The sequence below is a fragment of the Ruegeria sp. BF7 genome (assembly GCF_056538605.1).
This window is the reverse complement of the sequence record NZ_JBQFTM010000001.1, coordinates 464,809-485,489: the sequence shown is the minus strand read 5'-3', so window position 1 is coordinate 485,489 and position 20,681 is coordinate 464,809. Positions and strand designations below refer to the sequence as shown.

Below are 20,681 nucleotides of genomic sequence, written 5' to 3'. Positions count from 1 at the left end.
AACCGCCCCAAGCTGCATATCTGAGGGGTTTTTCCAAAGTTTCCCCCCACCAACCGGCTTGAAGGCGTGAAAAGTCCTCCCACAGGCGCAACCACCGCCAGATATTATTCTTTTGAATGTCGCGAACCGTGCCTCTAGTCTTCGTGCAGCCTTGGTACATCTCTGTAACCGCACGGCAATAAAGGAATTTGTTCCGAAACCGAAAGAAGGACCGCGGATGAAGCGCCCCTCGCCCAGCCCCTTGCTTGTCATCGCCCTTGTCATCAGCGCGGCTATTGCGGTCTGGGGTATCGCCGACCCACAAGGATTGGGACGTCTCGCATCAGAAGCGGTGGCAACACAGTTCAACAGCCGTGGCTGGTTCATCATGCTTGAGGTTAGCGGCCTGCTCTTTGTGGCGCTGTATCTGGCCCTGTCGCGGTTCGGCGACATTCGCCTTGGCCCGGACGGTACCGAGCCTGAATTCTCGACCCCAGCCTGGATCGCCATGCTGTTTGCGGCCGGAATGGGGGTCGGGCTTCTGTTCTACGGCGCGGCTGAACCACTGACCCATTTCGAAGTTCTGCGACAGTACAACCCCGACCCCGAAGCCGCAAGTTATGCGCTGTTCGTGACCTATCTGAACTGGGGCTTTCACGCTTGGGCGATCTACGCGATCGTCGGGCTGGTCATTGCCTACTTCGCCTATCGTCGACACCGCACCTTGCTGCTGAGCGCGCCCCTGACCGATGCACTGGGTGAGGCGCGCTGGATCAAGGCGATGGGGTGGATGTTCGATCTGCTGTCGATTGTCGCGATTGCCGTCGGTTTGGCGGGATCGATGGCGATGGGCGTGTTTCAGATACAGACCGGATTGGCGGGTCTGATCGGCGTCGAAACACCCGGAAGGCTGACACTCCCTGTTTTTGCCGCGCTCTGTGTCGCGTTCATCATCCCCTTGCGGCGGGACCTTGGTGAGGGGATGTCCCTGCTGTCCAATGCCGCCATGCTGATTGCCGTCGGGATGATGGTTTATCTGCTGGTCCTCGGCCCGACTTCATTTCTGATGAACGATATCGTTGCCGGGTTCGGGCGTTACGTGTTCAAGGTCCTGCCTGCGGGATTTTCAACAGCAGAGTTCTTTGACGACACCATCGTCGACTGGTTTCACGGCTGGACCCTGAACTACATGATCTGGTGGCTGGCCTGGTCCCCCTTTGTGGGCATCTTCATCGCGCGCATTTCACGTGGGCGCACCATCCGAGAGTTCCTGATCGGCGTCATTGTCGCCCCCACCCTGTTCTCGATTCTGTGGTTCGGCATCTTTGGCGGGTTGGGTTTTTTCGATGCGTTGCGGCAGGACGGTGCCTTATCCGCCGTCAATGCCGAAAATCTGGACGCGACAACCTTTGCCCTTCTTGCCAAGTTCCCATTCAGCGGCCTGACGCAGACAGCAACAATCCTGGCGGCCTTCCTGTTCGTAGTCACCAGCGTCGTCAGCGCCGGGTTCACTCTGGCGATGATTGGCACCGGCGGCGACGACAATCCATCGCCGGGCGTCCGTACGGTCTGGGGGTTGATTCTGGGCGCATTGGGGCTTGCCATGATATTGGTGGGGGATATTTCCCTGGTCCGGTCGATCATCGCACTGTCGGCCATGGCCTTCGTGTTTATCGTTCCGATCCTTGTGATCTGCCTCTTCAAAAGCCTGACGCGTGAGGAACGAAGATGACTGGTCAATTCATCGACACACTACTGAACCTAACAGTTTTCGCCTATATCGGGTTTCTGATCTGGCTGAGTTTGCGACGCGATCCGTGAACACACCGCGTGTTCTCGTCATTAATCTGAGGTGGTGCCCAAGGAGAGACTCGAACTCTCACGCCCGTGAAGGCGGGGGATTTTGAATCCCCTGCGTCTACCATTCCGCCACTTGGGCCTCGAACACTGGATTAGCGCCCATGACCGGGAAGGTCCAGAGGCAAAAACCAACCCAAATCCAGTTTGTTTTCGCTGCAACGGTTGACGCCTCACCGGACGCATGGTTTGGCTTGCGCAACGTTAGAACAGGAATTTAGCACCATATGTTGCGCTCGCTTTATGACTGGACCATTCGTCTGGCCGAACATCCGCACGCCCTGTGGGCGCTGGCCTTTGTCGCCTTTATCGAAAGTTCGGTCTTTCCGATCCCGCCGGATGTGCTGATGATTCCAATGATCCTGGCCCGCCCGTCGCGCGCGTGGTTGATTGCGACGGTCGCCCTAGTCGCCTCGGTCCTGGGGGGCCTGTTGGGCTATGCCATCGGTGCCTTCTTTTACGAAAGCATCGGTCAGCCGATTCTGGAATCAATGGGCAAGGCCCACGCCATGGAAGAGTTCAACACCCGCTTCAACGATTTCGGCTTCTGGGCCGTTCTGGGTGCCGGTGTGACGCCCTTCCCCTATAAGGTCATCACCATCATGTCGGGCTGGACCGGGATGCCTTTGGGCACCTTTATCGCCACTTCGATCCTTGCCCGCGCGCTGCGCTTTTTCGTGGTCGCTGGCCTGCTTTGGGGCTTCGGCGAGCCGATCCGGGCCTTCATTGAAAAGCGCCTTGGCCTTATGTTCACCTTGTTCGTTGTGCTTCTGTTCGGCGGGTTCCTTGTAGTGAGATACCTATGACACGCAAAAACATTCTGGTCCTGATCGCGACCTGCGGTTCCGTGGCACTTCTACTTGGGGCATGGGGTTTTCAGCATCTCGGCGGGCTGGCACCGTGCAAAATGTGCATCTGGCAGCGGTATCCGCACGGTGCGGCCATTTTGATCGGAGCAGTGGCGCTGGCGCTACCCCGTATAAATCTGCTGCCCCTGCTGGGCGCACTCGCCGCACTGTCAACCGCAGCCATCGGCGTGTTCCACGCCGGGGTCGAGCAAAAATGGTGGGAGGGTCCCACAAGCTGCACCTCCGGTGATATCGGCGGCTTGTCGACTCAGGAGTTGATGGATCAGATCATGTCCGCCCCACTGGTGCGTTGTGATGACATCCCGTGGCAATTGATGGGTATTTCGATGGCCGGGTGGAACGCCATCCTGTCGGGCGTTCTGATGCTGGTCTGGATCGCCGCGTGGCGGGTGGGCCGCTAAAGCTCGTCCAACTCCGCATCCCAATAAAGAAAATCGATCCAACTGTCATGCAGGTGGTTCGGCGGGAACTTTCGCCCGACGTTCCGCAAGGCTTCTGCATCCGGCTGGCGCGGAGGCTTGCGCAATGTCATCCCTGCCTGCCGAAGCGACTTCGACCCTTTTTTCAGGTTACAGGGGCTGCAGGCCGCAACCACGTTTTGCCAGCTTGTCACGCCACCTGCGGCCCGAGGTACCACATGGTCAAAGGTCAGATCGCCACGGCTGCCGCAGTACTGACAACAGAATTCGTCCCGTAGGAATAAATTAAAGCGCGTGAAGGCCACGCGCTTTCTGGGTTTCACATAATCTTTCAGGACAACGACCGACGGTATTCGTATCTCGGTACTCGGGCTTCGGACGACCTCGTCGTACTCGGCCACAATATCCACCCTGTCCAGCCAGGCCGCCTTTATCGCCTCTTGCCACGGCCACAGGGATAACGGGTAATAGGACAAGGGGCGATAGTCGGCGTTCAAAACCAATGCCGGATGATGCTTGAGCGCACCGGGTTCCCTGACAAATTCGGTTCTGAAATCTCCATCCATATCAGAATCGCTCCTCGCTCTGCTCTGCCCGTTTTTGACATCAGAGCGGGGAACCCCCGCCCCGGCCTTAACTTAACTATATATCGTGTTAAAACTCTGACAAGCCCTGAGTTTCCACAATATCTCGGGTACTGGGTATGTCGTAATCGTAACAAAGACGTGACAGTTATCCACAGGTTGCGCCAACGTGGCCTGCGGGCTATGGCGAGGAGCATGAGCTGGTTCATTCGATTCAACAAACCCTTCGACGTGCTGCCGCAGTTTACCGACCGCGCGAATGCAGAATCGCCGCGCAGCACCCTGTCTGACTATATCGACCTGCCCGGGGTCTACCCGGCCGGACGTCTGGACCGGGATAGCGAAGGGCTGATGCTGCTGACCGACAACGGGCGGCTGCAAGCTCAGATATCTGACCCCAAGCACAAGATGGCCAAAACCTACTGGGTTCAGGTTGAGGGTCTGCCGGATGCTGCGACCCTCAAAGCCCTGCGTGACGGTGTCGAACTGAAAGACGGCCTGACTCGCCCCGCCAAAGCGCGCCTCATCGACGAACCTGAAGGGCTTTGGCCGCGCACCCCACCGATCCGGGTACGTCAGACAGTTCCGGATTGCTGGATCGAACTGACCCTGCGCGAGGGGAAAAACAGGCAGGTCCGGCGGATGACAGCGACCGTGGGACACCCGACTTTACGTCTGATCCGCGCCCGAATTGGCGACTGGTCGTTAGAGGGGTTGGAACCCGGTCAATGGGACAGTTTGCCTACTCCCGCGTTGAACTCAGCACCACAGCGGAAACGGGACCGGCGCCTGCGGCGGTGACAAAAACCGCGTATTGTGACATACTTACGGAATGAAAGTCACACCGGACATACCCGCGCCCACCGGAGTTCTCGAGGCCGCGCTTTACGTCGATGACCTGGATGCGGCAGAGCGGTTCTATGGCGAGATCCTGGCGTTGCGGAAAATTCAACGCGTGGCAGACCGGCACGTGTTCTTCCGTGTTGGCGGCTCGGTCCTGTTGTTGTTCAATGCGGATGAAACCGAGAAGCCACCCACAAACCCCGACCTGCCCGTCCCGCCCCATGGCGCGCGCGGTCCCGGTCATGTCTGCCTGATCCTGACACGCGATGAGATTGACGTGATGCGCAAACATCTTCTGGACTGGAACGTCCCGGTGGATGCCGAATTCGACTGGCCCGGCGGCGCGCGTTCGCTTTACGTGCGCGACCCGTCCGGGAATTCCGTCGAATTTGCCGAAGGCCATCTGTGGGATTGACGCGTTAACGCAGAGGTTGCTTTTCTCCACCGACAACGCGGTAGATGTCGCTTGAGACGACACCGACCTCAGCCAAAACAGCCTGAAACACCGCCATGTGCGGCGCGGCAAAATGAGCCTCCAAAGCGGCTTGATCCTGCCATTCCTCATAAACGCGAAACTGTGTGGGTTGCCCCAGAATCCGGCTGAACTCGTAAACCAGACAGCCGGGCTCCTTCACTGTCTCGGCCACCATCGCTTGCGCCGCTTTGTCTGCTTTTTCAACGCCTTCGGGCGAGATTTCCACTGTTCCGGTCACGATCAACACAGCATGTCCTTTCTCAGATCAAACCGTTTGGTGATTCTGTCGACGGGTCGCCCGTCCCGCAACGGCACCCCATAGGCGACCGAGTAGTCACGGAACCCCATCTTGTCGTAATATCCCAACCCCATTCCATTATCGGCGCGAATGGTTGCGCTGATTGCGTTCAGTCCAACCCCGGCGGCGTATTTGGCGGTTTCCGCGAACAGTGCACGCCCGGCGCCTTTCAGCACCGGCGCGCGGCGGGTGAAAGTTGCGATATCGGCGCAATCCTCGGGCAGCGCATCATGCGCCCCCAACCATTGGAATCCTGCCACCTCACCCTGATCGTCCAAGGCGACGTGGCAGCAAATCACATCCGCTCCACCCAGGTAACTCTGCGCAAACAGGGCTTCGGAGAACGGGATTTCAAACGCGGTCGAGCCTCCGATCTCGATGATATCGTTGAGGATGCGGCAAGCCGCGCTTAAATCCTCGGGCATCATGGGGCGGACCGCGATCATGGCTACAGGCTCAGCTTGTCGCGCATGAAAGCCAGCGCGACGCTCAGGCCGTCAGGCGCGATTCCGTGGCCAGTGCCCTTCATCACATGCGCGTAGATTTCCTTGAAATCCGCCGCTTGCAGGGCTTCGGCGGCTTCGGGCAGCGATTGCGGCGGCACAACGTCGTCGGAATCCCCGTGCACCAGCAGGATCGGCATCCGGCTGACCGTTTCATCGGGCAGCAGATCGGGTTCCAACAACCGGCCCGAGAAGGCAACGATTCCTGCAACCGGATCCTCGCGGCGCGGGGCGACATGCAAACTCATCATCGTGCCTTGCGAGAACCCGAACAGAACAACCTGTTCAGGCAGCACGTCTTCGTCCACCATCAGCGCATCGAGGAAGGCGTTGAAATCGTCGGCGGCCATTTCCATGCCGCGCCGCGATTCCTCCTCGGACGAGCCGTCGATCCACGGGATCGGGAACCACTGGAACCCGTTGGGCATTCCGGGGATCTGTTCCGGCGCATCGGGGGCGACGAACAGCGTGTCCGGCAGATGTTCACCGAGCGGATCGGCCAGCCCAAGCAAATCGGCGCCATTGGCCCCATACCCGTGCACGAACACCACGACCGAGCGTGTATCGCCCGAAACCGGCTCTTTTCGGAGCGCATTCAAAACCCGTGTCATCTGATACCTTCTCGTTCTTTTGCCACCCGGTAATAGGCCCACAGCACCCGTGCCGCAACCGACCGCCACGGCGACCAAGCCACAGCCATCTTTCGCAGTTCCTTATCCGTCGGACGTTTGGGCAAATCGTAGAGGATGCGCGCGGCCTCTTGCAGCGCCAGATCACCCGGAGCTATCACGTCGGCGCGGCCCAGCGAGAACATCGCGTAGATCTCGGCGGTCCAAACGCCAATGCCCGGCACTTCGGTCAATGTGGCGACAACATCCGCATCAGGCACATCGCGCAATGCCCTGTAATCTATACGTGCTTCGGCCAGCGCGCGGGCGTATCTGATTTTCTGTCGGCTCAGCCCCACGGCCCGTAAATCATCATCGGTGGCCCACATGATCTTGCGCGGTCCGGTCAGTTTCGCATCCTGCAATCTCTTCCAGATCGCATTGGCCGAGGCAACGCTAACTTGCTGGCTGACAATCGCACTGAGAAGCTGGACAAACCCGTCCGGGCGTCGGCGCAAGGGCAAAGACCCGGTTTGCTCCATCGCCCAAGCCATACGCGGGCAGGCTTCGGCCAGCCATGTGGCACCCTCAGCAACACAGTCGGGAGTCTCGATGATGCGTCCGACGGACATGGGTGCTCCGGGGTGGTTCGCGTTGCGCTCACGTTAGGTTGCTTTGTCGCAGATGCAACCCGCTTGTATGACCTCCGTTTCAGAGATACGCATGGCCCATGACACTGACCGCCGCCAACCCGGACAACAGCCAGGCCAAACGCAACGTCGCCGTATTGGTGGCGGCGCAAGCTGTGCTGGGGTCGCAGATGCCGATGATCTTCATTGTCGGCGGTCTAGCGGGGCAGTCGCTGGCGACCAATCCCTGTCTGGCCACCCTGCCCATTTCGCTTATCGTTCTGGGCTCGATGCTGGCGGCCACGCCGGTTTCGGCTATCATGCAGCGTTGGGGTCGACGTGCCGGGTTTCTGGTGGGTGCTACCGCGGGTGCCTGCGGCGGGTTCGTTGGTGCGTATGGGCTGTATCTGGGCTCATTCCCGATCTTCCTGCTGGGCAGCCTTCTGACCGGCATCTACATGAGCGCCCACGGGTTCTATCGGTTTGCTGCCGCCGACACCGCATCGGACGCGTTCCGCCCCAAGGCAATCTCTTATGTCATGGCAGGTGGTCTGGCGGCGGCTATCATTGGGCCTCAGATCGTCAAGCTGACCTCGACTGCCTATGTGATCCCGTTCCTCGGCACCTATATGGCAGTTATTGCGCTGAATGTCTTTGGATCGGTGCTGTTCTTTTTTCTCGATATCCCGACGCCCGAGAAACCAACGGAAAACGCACCCCAAGGGCGGACCCGACTGGAAATGCTCAGGACCCCGCGCATCGCCGTGGCCATCATCTGCGCGATGGTGTCTTACGCGCTGATGAACCTTGTAATGACCTCGACCCCGCTGGCGGTCGTGGGCTGCGGGTTCAGCGCGAATGACGCAGCTGACGTCGTCACCAGCCACGTATTGGCAATGTATGTGCCCAGCTTTTTCACCGGCCAGCTCATCGCCCGCTTCGGTGTGGAAAAGATCGTAGCTCTAGGCCTGGCCATTCTGGCAGGAGCGGGTGTCGTAGCCCTGCAAGGCGTTGAACTTGAAAATTTTTTCGTCGCCCTGATCCTGCTGGGGGTCGGCTGGAACTTTGGCTTTATCGGTGCGACCACCATGCTGGCCTCCTCGCATGATGTGAACGAACGCGGTCGGATGCAGGGGCTGAACGACCTGTTGGTGTTTGGCGGTGTCACACTTGCGTCGCTGGCCTCGGGCGGGTTGATGAACTGCTCGGGCGGTTCGGCAGCCGAGGGCTGGACGGCGGTGAACCTCGCCATGATCCCGCTTCTGACATTGGCGGGCGGCGCGCTGCTTTGGCTGGTGCTGAAACCGTCCGAAGCGGAAACCATCTAAACCCTACCAGCGCCCGCTGGCCACGGTCCACATCAGTGACAATCTGCGCCGTATTTCACCTTGCGATAGATCCCCCGCGGCCACCCGATCCGGGCGGGCAACGGCCTGACGCAAAACCCACTCTGCCTGCCACCCGGCGTAAAGCGCGGGCCGGGCATCTGCAGAAACAGCGGAGGCATTGGATCGCGCCCGCCGAAGCCTGTCCACCGCCTTCTGCGCAATTACCCGGACACCTTCCGGTGTGCCGTCCAGCAAGGGAATACGCCCCCGTGCCTCAAGATCGGGAATGGCACGCAACCAGTTCGCCACGCCGACGCCATAGCCAAAGTCGCGCAGCACGGCCTCGTCCGCAGCGCCCAATACCTGCGCCGACGCAACCATCAGAGTTCCCGCAGAATGGTTTATATAAGCGTCGAAATGCGCCTCATCCTCAAATGGATCGCGGTAAATGTCCCAACGCCTGACGGTCACATACTCATCCAGCATGGCGGCCAGATGCGGCGACAGAACCTGTTTCAACGGCGTCACGACCTCGTGCCTGCGCACAGGCTTGCCTTCGGCGATCTCCTGTAGCGCATCACGCCACCATTGCAGCCGCATCTCGGCAATCATCGCCTCTTGCGTAACCCACGGCGCGCGAGCGACCTCGACATTCAGCGCATAAAGCGGAAACAACATCGGTCGCACCGAGACCGGCGCTGCCATGGCTGCCATGAACCGGTCAGGATCGGCGCGATGCACCAGTTCCGCGCAAGCCTTAACGTCGTCGTCGAATTCCACGGTCACTCAGCCACCGCCGTCCGCGATCCGCAATCGCGCACCAACTTCCACTGGATCGCGTCCAGCAGCGCCTCGAACGATGCATCGACTATGTTCGCACTGACGCCCACGGTCGACCATCGCCGACCCTGCCCGTCCTCGCTGTCGATGATCACGCGAGTCACCGCCTCGGTCCCGCCCTGCGTTATGCGGACCTTGAAGTCGACCAGCTTCATATCGGCCAGAACCTGAGAATATTGCCCCAAATCCTTGGCCAGCGCCTTGGCCAGTGCGTTCACAGGCCCCCGGTCGCTGCCGTTTTCATCCATGGACTCACTGACCGAAAGTTTCTTTTCCCCATCCACCTTCACAACAACCACGGCTTCGGACAGGCTGACCATCTTGTTGTATTTGTTCTTGCGACGCTCGACTGTGACCTTGTAACGTTTGACCTCGAAAAACTCGGGCAACTGTCTCAGCTCATCCCGCGCCAGCAGCTCGAAACTGGCCTGGGCGGTGTCATAGGAATACCCCTCGGCCTCACGCTGTTTGATCCGATCCAGAATGCGCCCCAGTGCCGGGTCGTTTTTTTCTACGACCAGACCGGCCTCGGTCAGGCGTTTGCGCAGGTTCGACTGCCCCGCCTGGTTCGACATCGGAATGATCCGCGCATTCCCGACCGAGGCCGGGTCAACATGCTCATAAGTCGACGGGTCCTTGACGATCGCACTGGCATGTAGCCCCGCCTTATGCGCAAAGGCCGAAGCGCCGACATAGGCCGATTGCTTGCTGGGCACACGGTTCAGGATGTCGTCCAGCATCCGGCTGATGCGCGTCAGTCCACCCAAAGCCTGCAAGCTGACACCTGTCTCAAAGCCCGAAGCATAGGGTTCTTTCATCAACAGCGTCGGAATCAGCGCCGTCAGGTTGGCGTTACCACAGCGCTCACCCAATCCGTTCAACGTGCCCTGAATCTGCCGCGCCCCCGCATCGACAGCAGCCAATGAGCAAGCCACCGCATTCTCGGTATCATTGTGGGTGTGGATGCCCAGGCGGTCACCCGGTAATCCGGCTGCTATCACCTCGGACACGATCTTCGTCACCTCGGCGGGCAGCGCTCCGCCATTGGTATCGCACAGCACAACCCAGCGCGCCCCGGCGTCCAACGCCGCCCGGCATACGTCGACCGCATAGTCAGGGTTGTCCTTATAGCCATCAAAAAAGTGCTCGGCATCGAACAACGCCTCACGCCCCTGTGCCACGATATGAGCGACCGAAGCGCGGACGTTCTCGACATTCTCCTCCAGCGAAATCCCAAGCGCGTGGGTGACGTGGTAATCATGCGACTTGCCGACCAGACACACCGCTTGCGTGCCCGCGTTCATCACTGCGGCCAATACGTCGTCATTGTCAGCCGACCGGCCCGACCGCTTGGTCATCCCAAAGGCGGTCAATCGCGCCGCGGTTTTCGGCGCAACCTCGAAAAACGCGCTGTCCGTTGGGTTCGCCCCGGGCCACCCACCTTCGATATAGTCCACGCCCAACTCATCCAAAGCCTGCGCGATTTGCACTTTCTCGGCGGTCGAGAACTGGACACCCTGCGTCTGCTGCCCGTCGCGTAAGGTGGTGTCGTAGAGGTAGAGGCGTTCTTTTGACATTACACCTCCTCCAGCTTGGCGGCGTCGAACCCGGCACCTGGCACCAGTTCGACCCCTTCCTTGCTCATGCGCACTTCCAGCCCTGCTGCAACATAGGCCGCTTTCAGGCGATCAACCTCCGAGAAGTCCTTGTTCTGCATTGCGCTCGCGCGGGCATCGGCCAACCGATCTGCGTGAGACGACAGGTCCACCGACGCTGTGTCAGCCCATGCTCCCATTTCCAATGACAATAGGCCCAGCACCTGCGCGCTCGCCAACAATCCCGCCGCATCACCATCTGCAGCCAAACGGTGCAACTCTGTCAGGGCGCCCGCTGTGTTCAGGTCATCGCTTAGCGCAGTGACGACGGCGGGGGCCGCGCTGGCGGCGGGCTCGATGCCCGCTGTCAGCGCCCGCCACTTGCGCAGCGTTGCCTCAGCCTCGCGGGCCTTTTTCTCGGTCCAGTCCATCGGCTTGCGATAATGCGTCTGCAGGAAGACAAAGCGGATCACCTCACCGGGCACGCCCTGCTCCAACAAGTCATGCACCGTGAAGAAGTTGCCCAGTGACTTGGACATCTTCTTGCCTTCCACTTGCAACATCTCGTTATGCAGCCAATACCGCGCGAACTCGCCATGCGGATGGGCGCACTTGCTTTGCGCGATCTCGTTTTCATGATGCGGGAACATCAGGTCGTTGCCGCCGCCGTGAATGTCAAAACTGTCGCCCAGCAGCTCATAACTCATGGCCGAGCATTCGATGTGCCAGCCCGGACGGCCACGACCCCATGGGCTGTCCCATCCCGGCAGTTCATCGGTCGAGGGTTTCCACAGCACGAAATCCATCGGGTTTTTCTTATAGGGCGCGACTTCGACCCGCGCGCCTGCGATCATGTCATCGACGGATCGGCCGGACAATTCGCCGTAATGCTCTTTCCAACTGTCTACGGCGAACAGAACGTGTCCTTCGGCCGCGTAAGCATGGCCCTTGGCGATCAGATCCTCAATCATCGCAATCATCTGCGCAATGTATTGCGTGGCGCGCGGCATTTCATTGGGCTCCAGCGCCCCAAGGGCACCCATGTCGTGCAGATACCAGCCGATAGTCTCGTCCGAGCGTTCCTGCACCAACTGCTCCAGCGTGCCCTTAGCTCCAGCCTGTTGCCGCGCCAGCGCGGTTGCGTTGATCTTGTCGTCCACGTCGGTGAAGTTGCGCACATAGGTCACGTGATCCGCGCCGAAGGTATGCCGCAGCAAGCGATAAAGCACGTCAAACACCACTACAGGCCGCGCATTGCCCAGATGAGCGCGATCATAAACCGTAGGCCCACAGACATACATCCGCACATTGTCGGCGCTGATCGGTACGAAATCCTCTTTCGTCCGCGTCCGTGTGTTGTGCAGTTTGATCGTCGTCATCGGTCGGCTCCTAAAGACAGCGTGGCTTCTCGCGTTGGCGCGGGCTTAGCAACTTGTCTCAGGGATGAAAACGAAAGAAACCGGCCCGCTTGATAAATCAGCAGGTAATGCAGCAGATAATGATGCAGGTCATCCGGTTCATACTGTCCCAGTAGCACGCAGATCGGCCTGCGCCAAGCCCCGAGTTCCGCGCCTCGGCGTTGCTGATTGACAATCCCGAACGCCTCTGTCCCAGTCTGCGCAAGACACCAGACGGAGACGGGCCATGAAATTGTCGCAACGCATCACGCAATTGGTCGAGGGCAGCGGTGACGGCTGGGATGTATTCTATCGCGCCCGCCAGATGATCGGCGACGGCTATGCGGTGACTGAGTTGACCATCGGCGAACACGACATCCGCACCGACGCGTCGATCCTTGAGGCGATGGACCTGTCCGCCCGGCAGGGTCACACTGGCTATGCCATGGTTCCCGGCACCGATCTCCTGCGCGACAAGGTGGCCGCTAGGCTGCAGGCACGCACCGGAGTGCCCACCACGCGCAACAACGTGTTGATTACGCCCGGCGGTCAATCAGCGTTGTTTGCAGCCCATGTCGCAGTTTGTGATCCCGGTGATGTGGGGCTGTATCTCGACCCCTATTATGCCACCTACCCCGGTACGATCCGCGGCGCTGGAGCCGTGGCCCGATCAGTTCAAACCACAGCCGAAGACGCATTCCAGCCGCGCGCCGAGCAGATCAACGCGGCTTTAGATGGAGCGGTGTCCTTGCTGGTCAACACGCCGAACAACCCCACCGGTGTTGTGTATTCCCGCCAGACGCTCGACGGGATTGCCGAGGTGTGCCGCAAGCATGACCTCTGGCTGATTTCGGACGAGGTCTATGACACGCAGGTCTGGGAAGGGAAACATATCTCACCACGTACCCTGCCAGATATGGCTGAGCGTACGCTGGTTGTCGGCTCGATGTCGAAATCCCACGCGATGACCGGGTCGCGTTGCGGATGGATCGTTGGACCCGAACAGGTGGTGTCTCACCTGATCAACCTCGCCACGCACACAACCTACGGTGTCCCCGGTTTTATCCAGGACGCCGCCAGTTTCGCGCTGAATGCGGGCAGTGACTTGGAAGAGCAGATCGCCGAACCCTTCCGCAGGCGACGCGCGCTTGCGATTGGTATTCTCGAGGCGCAGAACACCATCGGGCTGGTTCCGGCGCAGGGAGCGATGTATCTGATGCTGGATATCCGCGCCACCGGGCTCAGCGGTAACGGATTCGCCAACGCCCTTCTGGATACGCATGCAATTGCGGTTATGCCGGGTGAGAGCTTCGGGACCGCAGCCGCAGGTCATATCCGCGTGGCGATGACGATTGACGACGACAGTTTCACAACCGCCCTTTCGACGATTTGCACATTTGCATCGGAATTGTCGGAACGTCACGCCACCGTCGGCTGAGGTGTGTCAGAATCGAAAGGACGTGCGCAGGTTGAACACACTCGAATCCAAACCGCCATCGGTCCGGGTGACATCGTCAAAATCCTGCCGCAAGGCCTCTCCACTGATCACAAAGCGGTCGTTGATGGGATAAGCTACACCGATCCCATAGACGGCGGCCGTATCGTTATCGACCGAAGCATCCAACCGGGCCGCGCCAACCACCACGTACCCCAAGGCGCCGCCGAAATCATAGCCGCCACGCAATTTCAGGCGCGTCATGCTGTCCAGACTCCCCTCTCCGTCGCCCAGACTCAGGGACAGGCGATTGTATTCCAACTCGCCACCCAGAACAAAATTGCCGAAATCCTGATCATAGCCGATATGAGGGCCAAAGACCGTGTCGTTGCCGCTTGATCCGTTCGGACCGTCGGCGTCTGCATATCCAAAGCTGAATCCGGCATAAGCCCCGGTCCAATCCTCAGCCATTGCGGGGGCTGCGATGCTCGCCACCAAAATGAGACAGAGGGCCTTAAGGGCTTTCATTAAACTCTCCTAAAGAACCTGTCGTCGGAACTTTGGTCTTTTGGGTCAACGTAACTTAGAAACCTGGTTTGCAATCATTAATATTCAATTGAGATCACGAACCACTCTTAAATAAGTGAAGGAACTATAACAGATTTCTGCCTTAACGGCGAAAATTCTTTCAAAACCAAGCAATCGCCGTGACACATGCGTCACAGCTTCGCTTTTGAACTCTCAGGTCGCAAACAGGACAGAAAGCACCGGTCCACATCGGAATACTGATCGCCAATATGTGAGGATCCAAATGCATAACGAAGTTTGGAAGATTCGGCTGATCAGCCGCACCATTGGAGCCGACCGTGGGCGCGCGGCGCGCGGGCGACCTTCAAAGGCGTAATACCCCCCCCTTTCCTGACGCCTTCACTATTGGAAACAGACCCATGAACGATCAAACCCGTAACTCCTCCCGTAGCGGCGGACGCGCCGCGCGCCGTGCGGCCCGTGCGTCCGCACTGCCCGAACATCTGCGCCCTATCCGCCCCGGTATGGAGGGCGGCGTTCTCAACGTGCTGACCCAGGCACAGATCGAACGCATCCACGAGGCCGCGCTAACTGCATTGGAAACAATTGGCCTGGCCGACGCGCCCCAAAGCGGTATCGATTACCTGGTCGGCGCCGGTTGTACATTGGGCGATGATGGCCGAATCCGCTTCCCCCGCGCCCTGGTCGAGGACACCATCGCTAAAGCAAATCGCTCGGTCACATTGTATAGCCGCGATGGCAAAACCGATCTGGATCTGTCCGGCACCAAGGTTCACTACGGCACGGCGGGCGCGGCCGTCAGCGTGGTTGATGTTCACGGCAATGCATATCGGGATTCAACGGTGCAGGACCTTCATGACGCTTCCCGCATCTGTGAACAGCTTGACAACATTCACTTTGTTCAGCGGCCGATGGTCTGCCGCGACATTCCCGACAACCTGGAAATGGATCTGAACACGATCTATGCCAGCTGCTCGGGCACATTCAAACATATAGGTACATCCTTCACGGAACCCAGCCACGTCCCCCCGGCACTAGAGATGGTCTACATGATCGCCGGTGGTGAGGATAAGTACCGAGAGCGTCCGTTCGTTTCGAATTCGAACTGCTTTGTCGTGCCACCGATGAAATTCGCTACGGAAAGCTGCGAAGTTATGGAGCTTTGCATAAAGGGTGGAATGCCCGTGTTGCTGCTTTCGGCCGGGATGGCGGGCGCAACCGCCCCTTCAACAATCGCCGGTGCGATCACTCAGGCCACGGCGGAATGTCTGGCCGGTCTGGTTTACGTAAACGCTGTAAGTCCCGGTGCCCCAGCAATTTTTGGCACTTGGCCTTTTGGTCTGGACCTGCGCACCGGTGCCATGTCGATCGGGTCCGGTGAACAGGCTTTGCTGACTGCAGGCTGCGCCCAGATGCACCGATTCTACGATCTGCCCGGCGGTGCTGCCGCTGGAGCCTCCGACTCGAAGATGCCTGACATGCAGGCCGGATGGGAGCAAATGTGCTCGAACGTCATGGCCGGACTGTCGGGCGTGAACATGGTTTACGAAGCGGCAGGTATGCACGCCTCGTTGCTGGGATTCTGCTTGGAAAGCCTTATCCTCAGCGACGACCTGATCGGTCAGGCGCAGCGTTGTGTGCGTGGGATCGAGGTCACCGATGAAACTTTGGCTTTGGACCAGATCGCCGAGGTCTGCATGGGCGGGCCCGGACACTATCTAGGTACCGACGCAACGCTCAGCCGAATGCAGGCGGACTATGTCTACCCGACTTTCGGAGACCGGACCTCGCCCAAAGAATGGGCGGAACTTGGCAAACCGGATCTGATCGAGAAAGCGGTCAAGCGGAAAGAAGAAATTCTGTCATCCCCGTCTCCAGCCCGGTTCGATCCGCTGCTGGATGCCGAGATTCGCGCGAAGTTCAACATTTACCTCGCCTGATAAGGTTTTGTAAAAGCGGCCAGAGTATCTCTGGCCGCTTTCTATTTCGGGGTTAGCCGTCAGTCGCCGGCAGCAACCCGGCTTCCTGAGCCACGGCGATCTCGGCCTCATCCAGTGCGCCGTCACCGTTTGCGTCCATCGCCGAAAAACCGTCTGCGTCAACGTCAGGCAGTACGGCCTGCACTTCTTCGATTGTCAGCACACCATCGCCGTTGGCGTCAGCCGAGGATTGTGCGGCAGCCAGAGTCGGCAGTCCAAGTGCGAGAACAGAGATAGCGGTCAGAATTTGCGGTTTCATTGTGATGCCTCCTGATAGAGTTTTTGCGTTTTTTGTCCGGACAGCATCAGAAACACCGTAACGGGATACCGTGTCACCTGCATTGAAGTTTGTTTCGTTTTTCGCGCCAATCTCCGCGTGTTTGACAGAGTCGCGTCTGCGGTCAACCGCCGGAGAAAACTAGTCAATCCGCTTTCGGCGGGTCTTGCCCGACGAGGCATGCACAATCCGGCAAAGCTCTGCTCAAATTCCCGACGACGCCGTTGCAAAAAAGAAAGGGGGCCGAAGCCCCCTGTCAGTTTCGCCTTCCAGGCTCATTTCGTTGACCGCCCGGTGTTTTTTTGCCTGCGGCCTGGACTGCGCATGGGGCGAGCGCACCCGCCCCGTGAAAGAGTGGGAAAGAGCATATATTCCGCCCCACCCTGTTCCCGGCCAACACGGGCATGTCGGCCGAGTGGACCAAGGCATCGATGGTAAGTCTCAGCGCCTTGCTCCGTATTCGTCGGGGCCGGTTACTTGGGCAGCGTTCCGACCCCTGCGCCCCGGGGTGCCGGGGCGGTTGGCTTAGCTACACCCGCTGGTCGCGCCGCAGGTGTTGCATTTCATGCAGGTGCCGTTGCGCACCAGCGTGTAGTTTCCGCATTCGCCACAAGGATCGCCCTCGTATCCCTGCATCTTGGCCTTGGTCCGTGCGTCCATGCTGGTCGCGACAGCGGTTTCAGCTGCAGGCGCTTCAAAGGCGGACGCGGTTTCGGCCATGCCGTTCACCTCAGCCTGACCGCCATTGAAGACCACCAGATCTTGCGGCAGACGCTTGCGAAGATACCCAGTCGAGCTGATTTGTTTCAACACTTCCAATGACTTGGAGGCCGCGCTGTCACTGATTTCCGAGACATTGGACAAACCGTCCTCTTCGCCGCGACCCAGATCGTCGAAGGTTGCGCCTTCGGGCTTTACATGGGCCAGATCGGTGCGGTCCAGATAGGACACAGCCAGCTCGCGGAAGATGTAATCCAGGATCGACGTCGCGTTCTTGATCGAGTCGTTGCCCTGCACCATCCCCGCAGGTTCGAACTTGGTGAAGGTGAAGGCGTCTACGAACTCCTCCAGTGGCACGCCGTATTGAAGACCAACCGATACGGCGATGGCAAAGTTGTTCATCATCGCCCGGAAGCCAGCGCCTTCCTTGTGCATGTCGATGAAAATCTCGCCCAGTTTGCCGTCTTCGAACTCACCAGTCCGCAAGTACACCTTGTGGCCACCAACGATCGCCTTCTGGGTGTATCCCTTGCGGCGATGCGGTAGTTTTTCGCGGTGGCTGCGGATGATTTCCTTGACAACAACCTTCTCGATCACCTTCTCGGCCAGAACGACGGCTTTTTCCTGCGCCGAACCGCTTTCCAGCACTTCTGCCGCCTCATCATCATCTTCGACAAGAGCTGCCGCCAAAGGCTGCGACAGTTTCGAGCCATCACGATAGAGCGCGTTGGCCTTCACCCCCAGCGACCAGCTGAGTTCATAGGCCTTCTGGCAATCCTCAATGGTCGCGTCGTTGGGCATGTTGATCGTCTTCGAGATCGCACCCGAGATAAAGCTTTGCGCCGCGGCCATCATGGTGATGTGGCTGTCAACCCCAAGGAAACGCTTGCCTTTCTTGCCGCACGGGTTGGCGCAGTCGAAGATTGAATAGTGCTCTTCCTTCAGATGCGGTGCCCCTTCCAGCGTCATCGTCCCGCAGACATGGTCGTTGGCCGCGTCGATATCCGCGCGGGTGAAACCCAGATGGCGCAGCAGATCAAAGGTCGGGTCATTCAGCTTGGTCGCCGGGATGCCCAGAACACCGGTGCAGAAATCCTCGCCCAGCGTCCACTGGTTGAATACGAACCGGATGTCGAAGGCGCTTTCCAGCGCGGCGTCCACCTTGGCGAGTTCGTTCGGACCAAAGCCATGGCCCGTTAGCGAGGTGTGGTTGATCCCCGGCGCGTTGCCGATTGTGCCGTGACCGACGGCGTAGCCCACGATCTCTTCGATCTGCGAGGAGGAATAACCCAGCTTTTCCAGCGCCGAAGGCACCGAGCGGTTAATGATCTTGAAGTAACCGCCACCGGCCAGCTTTTTGAACTTCACCAGCGCAAAGTCCGGTTCGATCCCCGTTGTGTCGCAATCCATCACCAGACCAATGGTGCCGGTGGGCGCGATCACGGTGGCCTGCGCGTTGCGGTAGCCGTTCTTCTCACCAAGGCTCAGCGCCTCGTCCCAAGCCGACATAGCCAGATCAACCAAACGCTTGTCCGGGCAGTTGCCGTGGTCAAGAGGCACCGGCTTGACCGCCAGTTTCTCGTACCCCTCGGTCACACCCTGCGACGCGCGGCGGTGATTGCGGATGACGCGCAGCATGTGGTCGGCGTTGCGCTCGTAACCCTTGAACGGGCCAAGCTCTCCGGCGATCTCTGCCGAGGTTGCATAGGCCACACCGGTCATGATTGCAGTCAGTGCGCCACAGATCGCCCGGCCCTCGTCCGAATCATAGCTGTAGCCCATGTTCATCAGCAGGCCGCCGATATTGGCATAGCCCAGACCCAAGGTGCGGAACTCATAGGACAGTTGCGCGATTTCCTTCGACGGGAACTGCGCCATCGTCACCGAGATTTCCAGCGTCAGGGTCCACAGACGCGAGGCGTGCATATAATCCGCCGCCTGGAACTCGCCATCCTTGAGGAAGGTCAGCAGGTTCATCGACGCCAGGTTACAGGCCGTATCATCGAGGAACATATATTCCGAGCATGGGTTCGAACCGCGGATCGCACCATCTTCGGGGCATGTGTGCCATTCGTTGACGGTATCGTGGAACTGAATGCCCGGATCGGCACAGGCCCAAGCGGCATGACCAACCTTTTCCCACAGGTCGCGCGCCTTGACGGTCTTGGAGACCTTGCCATCAGTGCGGTTGATCAGTTCCCAATCGGCGTCTTTCTCGACAGCAGTCAGGAACGCGTTGGTCACGCGAATAGAGTTGTTCGAGTTCTGGCCCGAAACCGAGCTATAGGCTTCCGAATCCCAGTCCGTATCGTAGGTTGGGAATTCGATACTGTCGTGACCCTGCTTAGCGTAATCCAGAACGCGCTTGATGTAAGTTTCTGGGATCGCGACCTTTTTGGCTTCACGAACCGCTTTCTTCAAGCTGTCATTCTTGTTGGGATCATACGCATCGTCTTGCGCACCGTCCCAGCTGCGGATGGCCTCGAAAATGCCGTTCAGCATCTTCTCGTGCATCTTCGATCCGGCAACGATCGAGGCCACCTTCTGCTCTTCGATCACCTTCCATTCGATGAATTTTTCGATGTCAGGGTGATCAGCATCGACGATTACCATCTTTGCTGCTCGACGGGTTGTACCGCCTGATTTGATCGCGCCTGCGGCGCGGTCGCCGATCTTGAGAAAGCCCATGAGGCCCGAGGACTTGCCGCCACCTGACAGCGCCTCGCCTTCTGCACGCAGATGGCTGAAGTTGGTCCCGGTACCCGAGCCGTATTTGAACAGGCGCGCCTCGCGCACCCACAAGTCCATGATACCGCCTTCGTTGACCAGATCATCATCGACGGACTGAATGAAGCACGCATGCGGCTGCGGATGTTCGTATGCGGATTTCGATTTGGTCAACTTACCGGTTTTGTAATCGACATAGTGGTGACCCTGTGCCGGGCCATCGATTCCGTAAGCCCAGTGCAAACCGGTGTTGAACCACTGCGGGCTATTAGGCGCAGCACGCTGGGTCGCCAGCATATAGCGCATCTCGTCAAAGTAGGCGCGCGCGTCTTCTTCGGTCGAGAAATAGCCGCCCTTCCAGCCCCAGTAAGCCCATGCACCTGCCAGTCGGTCAAAGACCTGCTTCGAAGAGGTTTCTCCGCTGAATTCAGCGCCTTCAGCCGGAACCGAGCGCCACAGAAATTCGGGAACGTCCTTTTCCTTGACCTTTTTCAGGGCCGAAGGAACACCGGCTTTGCGGAAGTACTTTTGCGCAATGACGTCGCTAGCCACCTGGCTCCACTTTGCGGGAACTTCGATTTCGTCGAGGCGAAACACAATGGTGCCGTCCGGGTTCCGGATTTCCGATGTCGCAGAGACAAAGTCCAGATCTGCGTATGCGTCCTGTCCCGATTTGGTGAATTTTCTGTCAATCTTCATGTCCGCAGCCCTAGATTCAATCAACTTGTCCGTTGGCGTCAGGAGCCTTTCAGCAATCCGTCAGCCGTGCC

General features: G+C 59.0%; 19 protein-coding genes and 1 tRNA gene. 8 read left to right on the top strand and 12 right to left on the bottom strand.

What is annotated here, in order from left to right:
• The first annotated feature begins 217 nt into the window (after positions 1-217).
• Positions 218-1,711: a BCCT family transporter gene (locus ACR0IK_RS02415; RefSeq protein WP_480640332.1), complete on the top strand. Its 1,494-nt coding sequence runs from the start codon at positions 218-220 to the stop codon at positions 1,709-1,711.
• Positions 1,712-1,832: 121 nt separating this feature from the next.
• Here the strand turns inward: ACR0IK_RS02415 and ACR0IK_RS02410 are convergent.
• Positions 1,833-1,918, bottom strand: a tRNA-Leu gene (locus ACR0IK_RS02410).
• A 145-nt stretch (positions 1,919-2,063) separates the two neighbouring features.
• Between ACR0IK_RS02410 and ACR0IK_RS02405 the strand changes: the two genes are divergently transcribed.
• Positions 2,064-2,642: a YqaA family protein gene (locus ACR0IK_RS02405; RefSeq protein WP_170399149.1), complete on the top strand. Its 579-nt coding sequence runs from the start codon at positions 2,064-2,066 to the stop codon at positions 2,640-2,642.
• The gene (locus ACR0IK_RS02400) at positions 2,639-3,106 is read left to right on the top strand and encodes a disulfide bond formation protein B (protein ID WP_480640331.1); all 468 of its coding nucleotides are present in this window, start codon (positions 2,639-2,641) and stop codon (positions 3,104-3,106) included. The genes ACR0IK_RS02405 and ACR0IK_RS02400 overlap by 4 nt, the downstream gene beginning before the upstream one ends.
• Here the strand turns inward: ACR0IK_RS02400 and ACR0IK_RS02395 are convergent.
• Positions 3,103-3,690, bottom strand: a complete 588-nt coding sequence (locus ACR0IK_RS02395) for an HNH endonuclease (protein WP_480589132.1) — start codon at positions 3,688-3,690, stop codon at positions 3,103-3,105. The genes ACR0IK_RS02400 and ACR0IK_RS02395 overlap by 4 nt on opposite strands.
• 213 nt (positions 3,691-3,903) lie before the next feature.
• Between ACR0IK_RS02395 and ACR0IK_RS02390 the strand changes: the two genes are divergently transcribed.
• Both ACR0IK_RS02390 and ACR0IK_RS02385 read left to right on the top strand, forming a co-directional pair.
• Entirely contained in the window at positions 3,904-4,509 is a 606-nt protein-coding gene (locus tag ACR0IK_RS02390; RefSeq protein WP_480589134.1) for a pseudouridine synthase, read from the top strand.
• 31 nt (positions 4,510-4,540) lie between these two features.
• The gene (locus ACR0IK_RS02385) at positions 4,541-4,966 is read left to right on the top strand and encodes a VOC family protein (protein WP_480589136.1); all 426 of its coding nucleotides are present in this window, start codon (positions 4,541-4,543) and stop codon (positions 4,964-4,966) included.
• A gap of 4 nt (positions 4,967-4,970) precedes the next feature.
• Here the strand turns inward: ACR0IK_RS02385 and ACR0IK_RS02380 are convergent, their stop codons facing one another.
• Genes ACR0IK_RS02380 through ACR0IK_RS02365 form a run of 4 tightly spaced genes read right to left on the bottom strand, consistent with a single transcriptional unit; the run spans position 4,971 to position 7,067 of the window.
• A complete protein-coding gene (locus ACR0IK_RS02380) occupies positions 4,971-5,273 on the bottom strand; it encodes a putative quinol monooxygenase (protein WP_480589138.1) in 303 nt (100 codons plus the stop codon).
• Complete coding sequence (locus ACR0IK_RS02375) at positions 5,267-5,770, bottom strand: N-acetyltransferase family protein (protein WP_480589140.1); 504 nt, start codon at positions 5,768-5,770, stop codon at positions 5,267-5,269. The genes ACR0IK_RS02380 and ACR0IK_RS02375 overlap by 7 nt, the downstream gene beginning before the upstream one ends.
• A gap of 2 nt (positions 5,771-5,772) precedes the next feature.
• Positions 5,773-6,438, bottom strand: coding sequence for an alpha/beta hydrolase (locus ACR0IK_RS02370; protein ID WP_480589142.1), 666 nt, complete (start codon positions 6,436-6,438; stop codon positions 5,773-5,775).
• Positions 6,435-7,067: a DNA-3-methyladenine glycosylase family protein gene (locus ACR0IK_RS02365; RefSeq protein WP_480640330.1), complete on the bottom strand. Its 633-nt coding sequence runs from the start codon at positions 7,065-7,067 to the stop codon at positions 6,435-6,437. Before ACR0IK_RS02365 ends, ACR0IK_RS02370 begins: the two co-directional genes overlap by 4 nt.
• Before the next feature lie 98 nt (positions 7,068-7,165).
• On the opposite strand from ACR0IK_RS02365, the gene ACR0IK_RS02360 reads away from it, so the two are divergent.
• Positions 7,166-8,392, top strand: a complete 1,227-nt coding sequence (locus ACR0IK_RS02360; protein ID WP_480589146.1) for an MFS transporter — start codon at positions 7,166-7,168, stop codon at positions 8,390-8,392.
• A gap of 3 nt (positions 8,393-8,395) precedes the next feature.
• Here the strand turns inward: ACR0IK_RS02360 and ACR0IK_RS02355 are convergent, their stop codons facing one another.
• The 3 genes from ACR0IK_RS02355 to cysS are packed head-to-tail and all read right to left on the bottom strand — an operon-like array spanning position 8,396 to position 12,206.
• The gene (locus ACR0IK_RS02355; RefSeq protein ID WP_480640774.1) at positions 8,396-9,172 is read right to left on the bottom strand and encodes a phytoene/squalene synthase family protein; all 777 of its coding nucleotides are present in this window, start codon (positions 9,170-9,172) and stop codon (positions 8,396-8,398) included.
• Positions 9,173-9,174: 2 nt separating this feature from the next.
• Positions 9,175-10,809 carry a citramalate synthase gene (gene cimA, locus ACR0IK_RS02350; RefSeq protein WP_480640329.1) on the bottom strand — a complete coding sequence of 545 codons (1,635 nt, stop codon included), beginning with the start codon at positions 10,807-10,809 and terminating at the stop codon, positions 9,175-9,177.
• Positions 10,809-12,206: a cysteine--tRNA ligase gene (cysS, locus tag ACR0IK_RS02345; RefSeq protein WP_480640328.1), complete on the bottom strand. Its 1,398-nt coding sequence runs from the start codon at positions 12,204-12,206 to the stop codon at positions 10,809-10,811. The genes cimA and cysS overlap by 1 nt, the downstream gene beginning before the upstream one ends.
• A 265-nt stretch (positions 12,207-12,471) precedes the next feature.
• On the opposite strand from cysS, the gene ACR0IK_RS02340 reads away from it, so the two are divergent.
• Entirely contained in the window at positions 12,472-13,662 is a 1,191-nt protein-coding gene (locus ACR0IK_RS02340; RefSeq protein ID WP_480589152.1) for a pyridoxal phosphate-dependent aminotransferase, read from the top strand.
• A 6-nt stretch (positions 13,663-13,668) separates the two neighbouring features.
• Here ACR0IK_RS02340 and ACR0IK_RS02335 read toward each other — a convergent pair whose 3' ends face one another.
• Positions 13,669-14,187, bottom strand: coding sequence for an outer membrane protein (locus tag ACR0IK_RS02335; RefSeq protein WP_480640327.1), 519 nt, complete (start codon positions 14,185-14,187; stop codon positions 13,669-13,671).
• Positions 14,188-14,606: 419 nt separating this feature from the next.
• Here ACR0IK_RS02335 and ACR0IK_RS02330 point away from each other — a divergent pair, with 419 nt between their 5' ends.
• Positions 14,607-16,148: a trimethylamine methyltransferase family protein gene (locus ACR0IK_RS02330; RefSeq protein WP_480589156.1), complete on the top strand. Its 1,542-nt coding sequence runs from the start codon at positions 14,607-14,609 to the stop codon at positions 16,146-16,148.
• Positions 16,149-16,200: 52 nt separating this feature from the next.
• Here ACR0IK_RS02330 and ACR0IK_RS02325 read toward each other — a convergent pair whose 3' ends face one another.
• Both ACR0IK_RS02325 and ACR0IK_RS02320 read right to left on the bottom strand, forming a co-directional pair.
• The gene (locus tag ACR0IK_RS02325; protein ID WP_480589158.1) at positions 16,201-16,446 is read right to left on the bottom strand and encodes an EF-hand domain-containing protein; all 246 of its coding nucleotides are present in this window, start codon (positions 16,444-16,446) and stop codon (positions 16,201-16,203) included.
• A gap of 543 nt (positions 16,447-16,989) precedes the next feature.
• Entirely contained in the window at positions 16,990-20,610 is a 3,621-nt protein-coding gene (locus tag ACR0IK_RS02320; protein WP_480640326.1) for a vitamin B12-dependent ribonucleotide reductase, read from the bottom strand.
• Positions 20,611-20,681 lie beyond the last annotated feature (71 nt).

Bases quoted from the DNA above. Each gene is read 5' to 3' on its own strand.
- ACR0IK_RS02335 (WP_480640327.1), bottom strand. From the start codon at position 14,187: ATGAAAGCCCTTAAGGCCCTCTGTCTCATTTTGGTGGCGAGCATCGCA.
- ACR0IK_RS02360 (WP_480589146.1), top strand. From the start codon at position 7,166: ATGACACTGACCGCCGCCAACCCGGACAACAGCCAGGCCAAACGCAAC.
- ACR0IK_RS02400 (WP_480640331.1), top strand. From the start codon at position 2,639: ATGACACGCAAAAACATTCTGGTCCTGATCGCGACCTGCGGTTCCGTG.
- ACR0IK_RS02375 (WP_480589140.1), bottom strand. From the start codon at position 5,770: ATGATCGCGGTCCGCCCCATGATGCCCGAGGATTTAAGCGCGGCTTGC.
- ACR0IK_RS02370 (WP_480589142.1), bottom strand. From the start codon at position 6,438: ATGACACGGGTTTTGAATGCGCTCCGAAAAGAGCCGGTTTCGGGCGAT.
- ACR0IK_RS02415 (WP_480640332.1), top strand. From the start codon at position 218: ATGAAGCGCCCCTCGCCCAGCCCCTTGCTTGTCATCGCCCTTGTCATC.
- ACR0IK_RS02395 (WP_480589132.1), bottom strand. From the start codon at position 3,690: ATGGATGGAGATTTCAGAACCGAATTTGTCAGGGAACCCGGTGCGCTC.
- ACR0IK_RS02340 (WP_480589152.1), top strand. From the start codon at position 12,472: ATGAAATTGTCGCAACGCATCACGCAATTGGTCGAGGGCAGCGGTGAC.
- cysS (WP_480640328.1), bottom strand. From the start codon at position 12,206: ATGACGACGATCAAACTGCACAACACACGGACGCGGACGAAAGAGGAT.
- ACR0IK_RS02325 (WP_480589158.1), bottom strand. From the start codon at position 16,446: ATGAAACCGCAAATTCTGACCGCTATCTCTGTTCTCGCACTTGGACTG.
- ACR0IK_RS02320 (WP_480640326.1), bottom strand. From the start codon at position 20,610: ATGAAGATTGACAGAAAATTCACCAAATCGGGACAGGACGCATACGCA.
- ACR0IK_RS02385 (WP_480589136.1), top strand. From the start codon at position 4,541: ATGAAAGTCACACCGGACATACCCGCGCCCACCGGAGTTCTCGAGGCC.
- ACR0IK_RS02365 (WP_480640330.1), bottom strand. From the start codon at position 7,067: ATGTCCGTCGGACGCATCATCGAGACTCCCGACTGTGTTGCTGAGGGT.
- ACR0IK_RS02405 (WP_170399149.1), top strand. From the start codon at position 2,064: ATGTTGCGCTCGCTTTATGACTGGACCATTCGTCTGGCCGAACATCCG.
- cimA (WP_480640329.1), bottom strand. From the start codon at position 10,809: ATGTCAAAAGAACGCCTCTACCTCTACGACACCACCTTACGCGACGGG.
- ACR0IK_RS02390 (WP_480589134.1), top strand. From the start codon at position 3,904: ATGAGCTGGTTCATTCGATTCAACAAACCCTTCGACGTGCTGCCGCAG.
- ACR0IK_RS02330 (WP_480589156.1), top strand. From the start codon at position 14,607: ATGAACGATCAAACCCGTAACTCCTCCCGTAGCGGCGGACGCGCCGCG.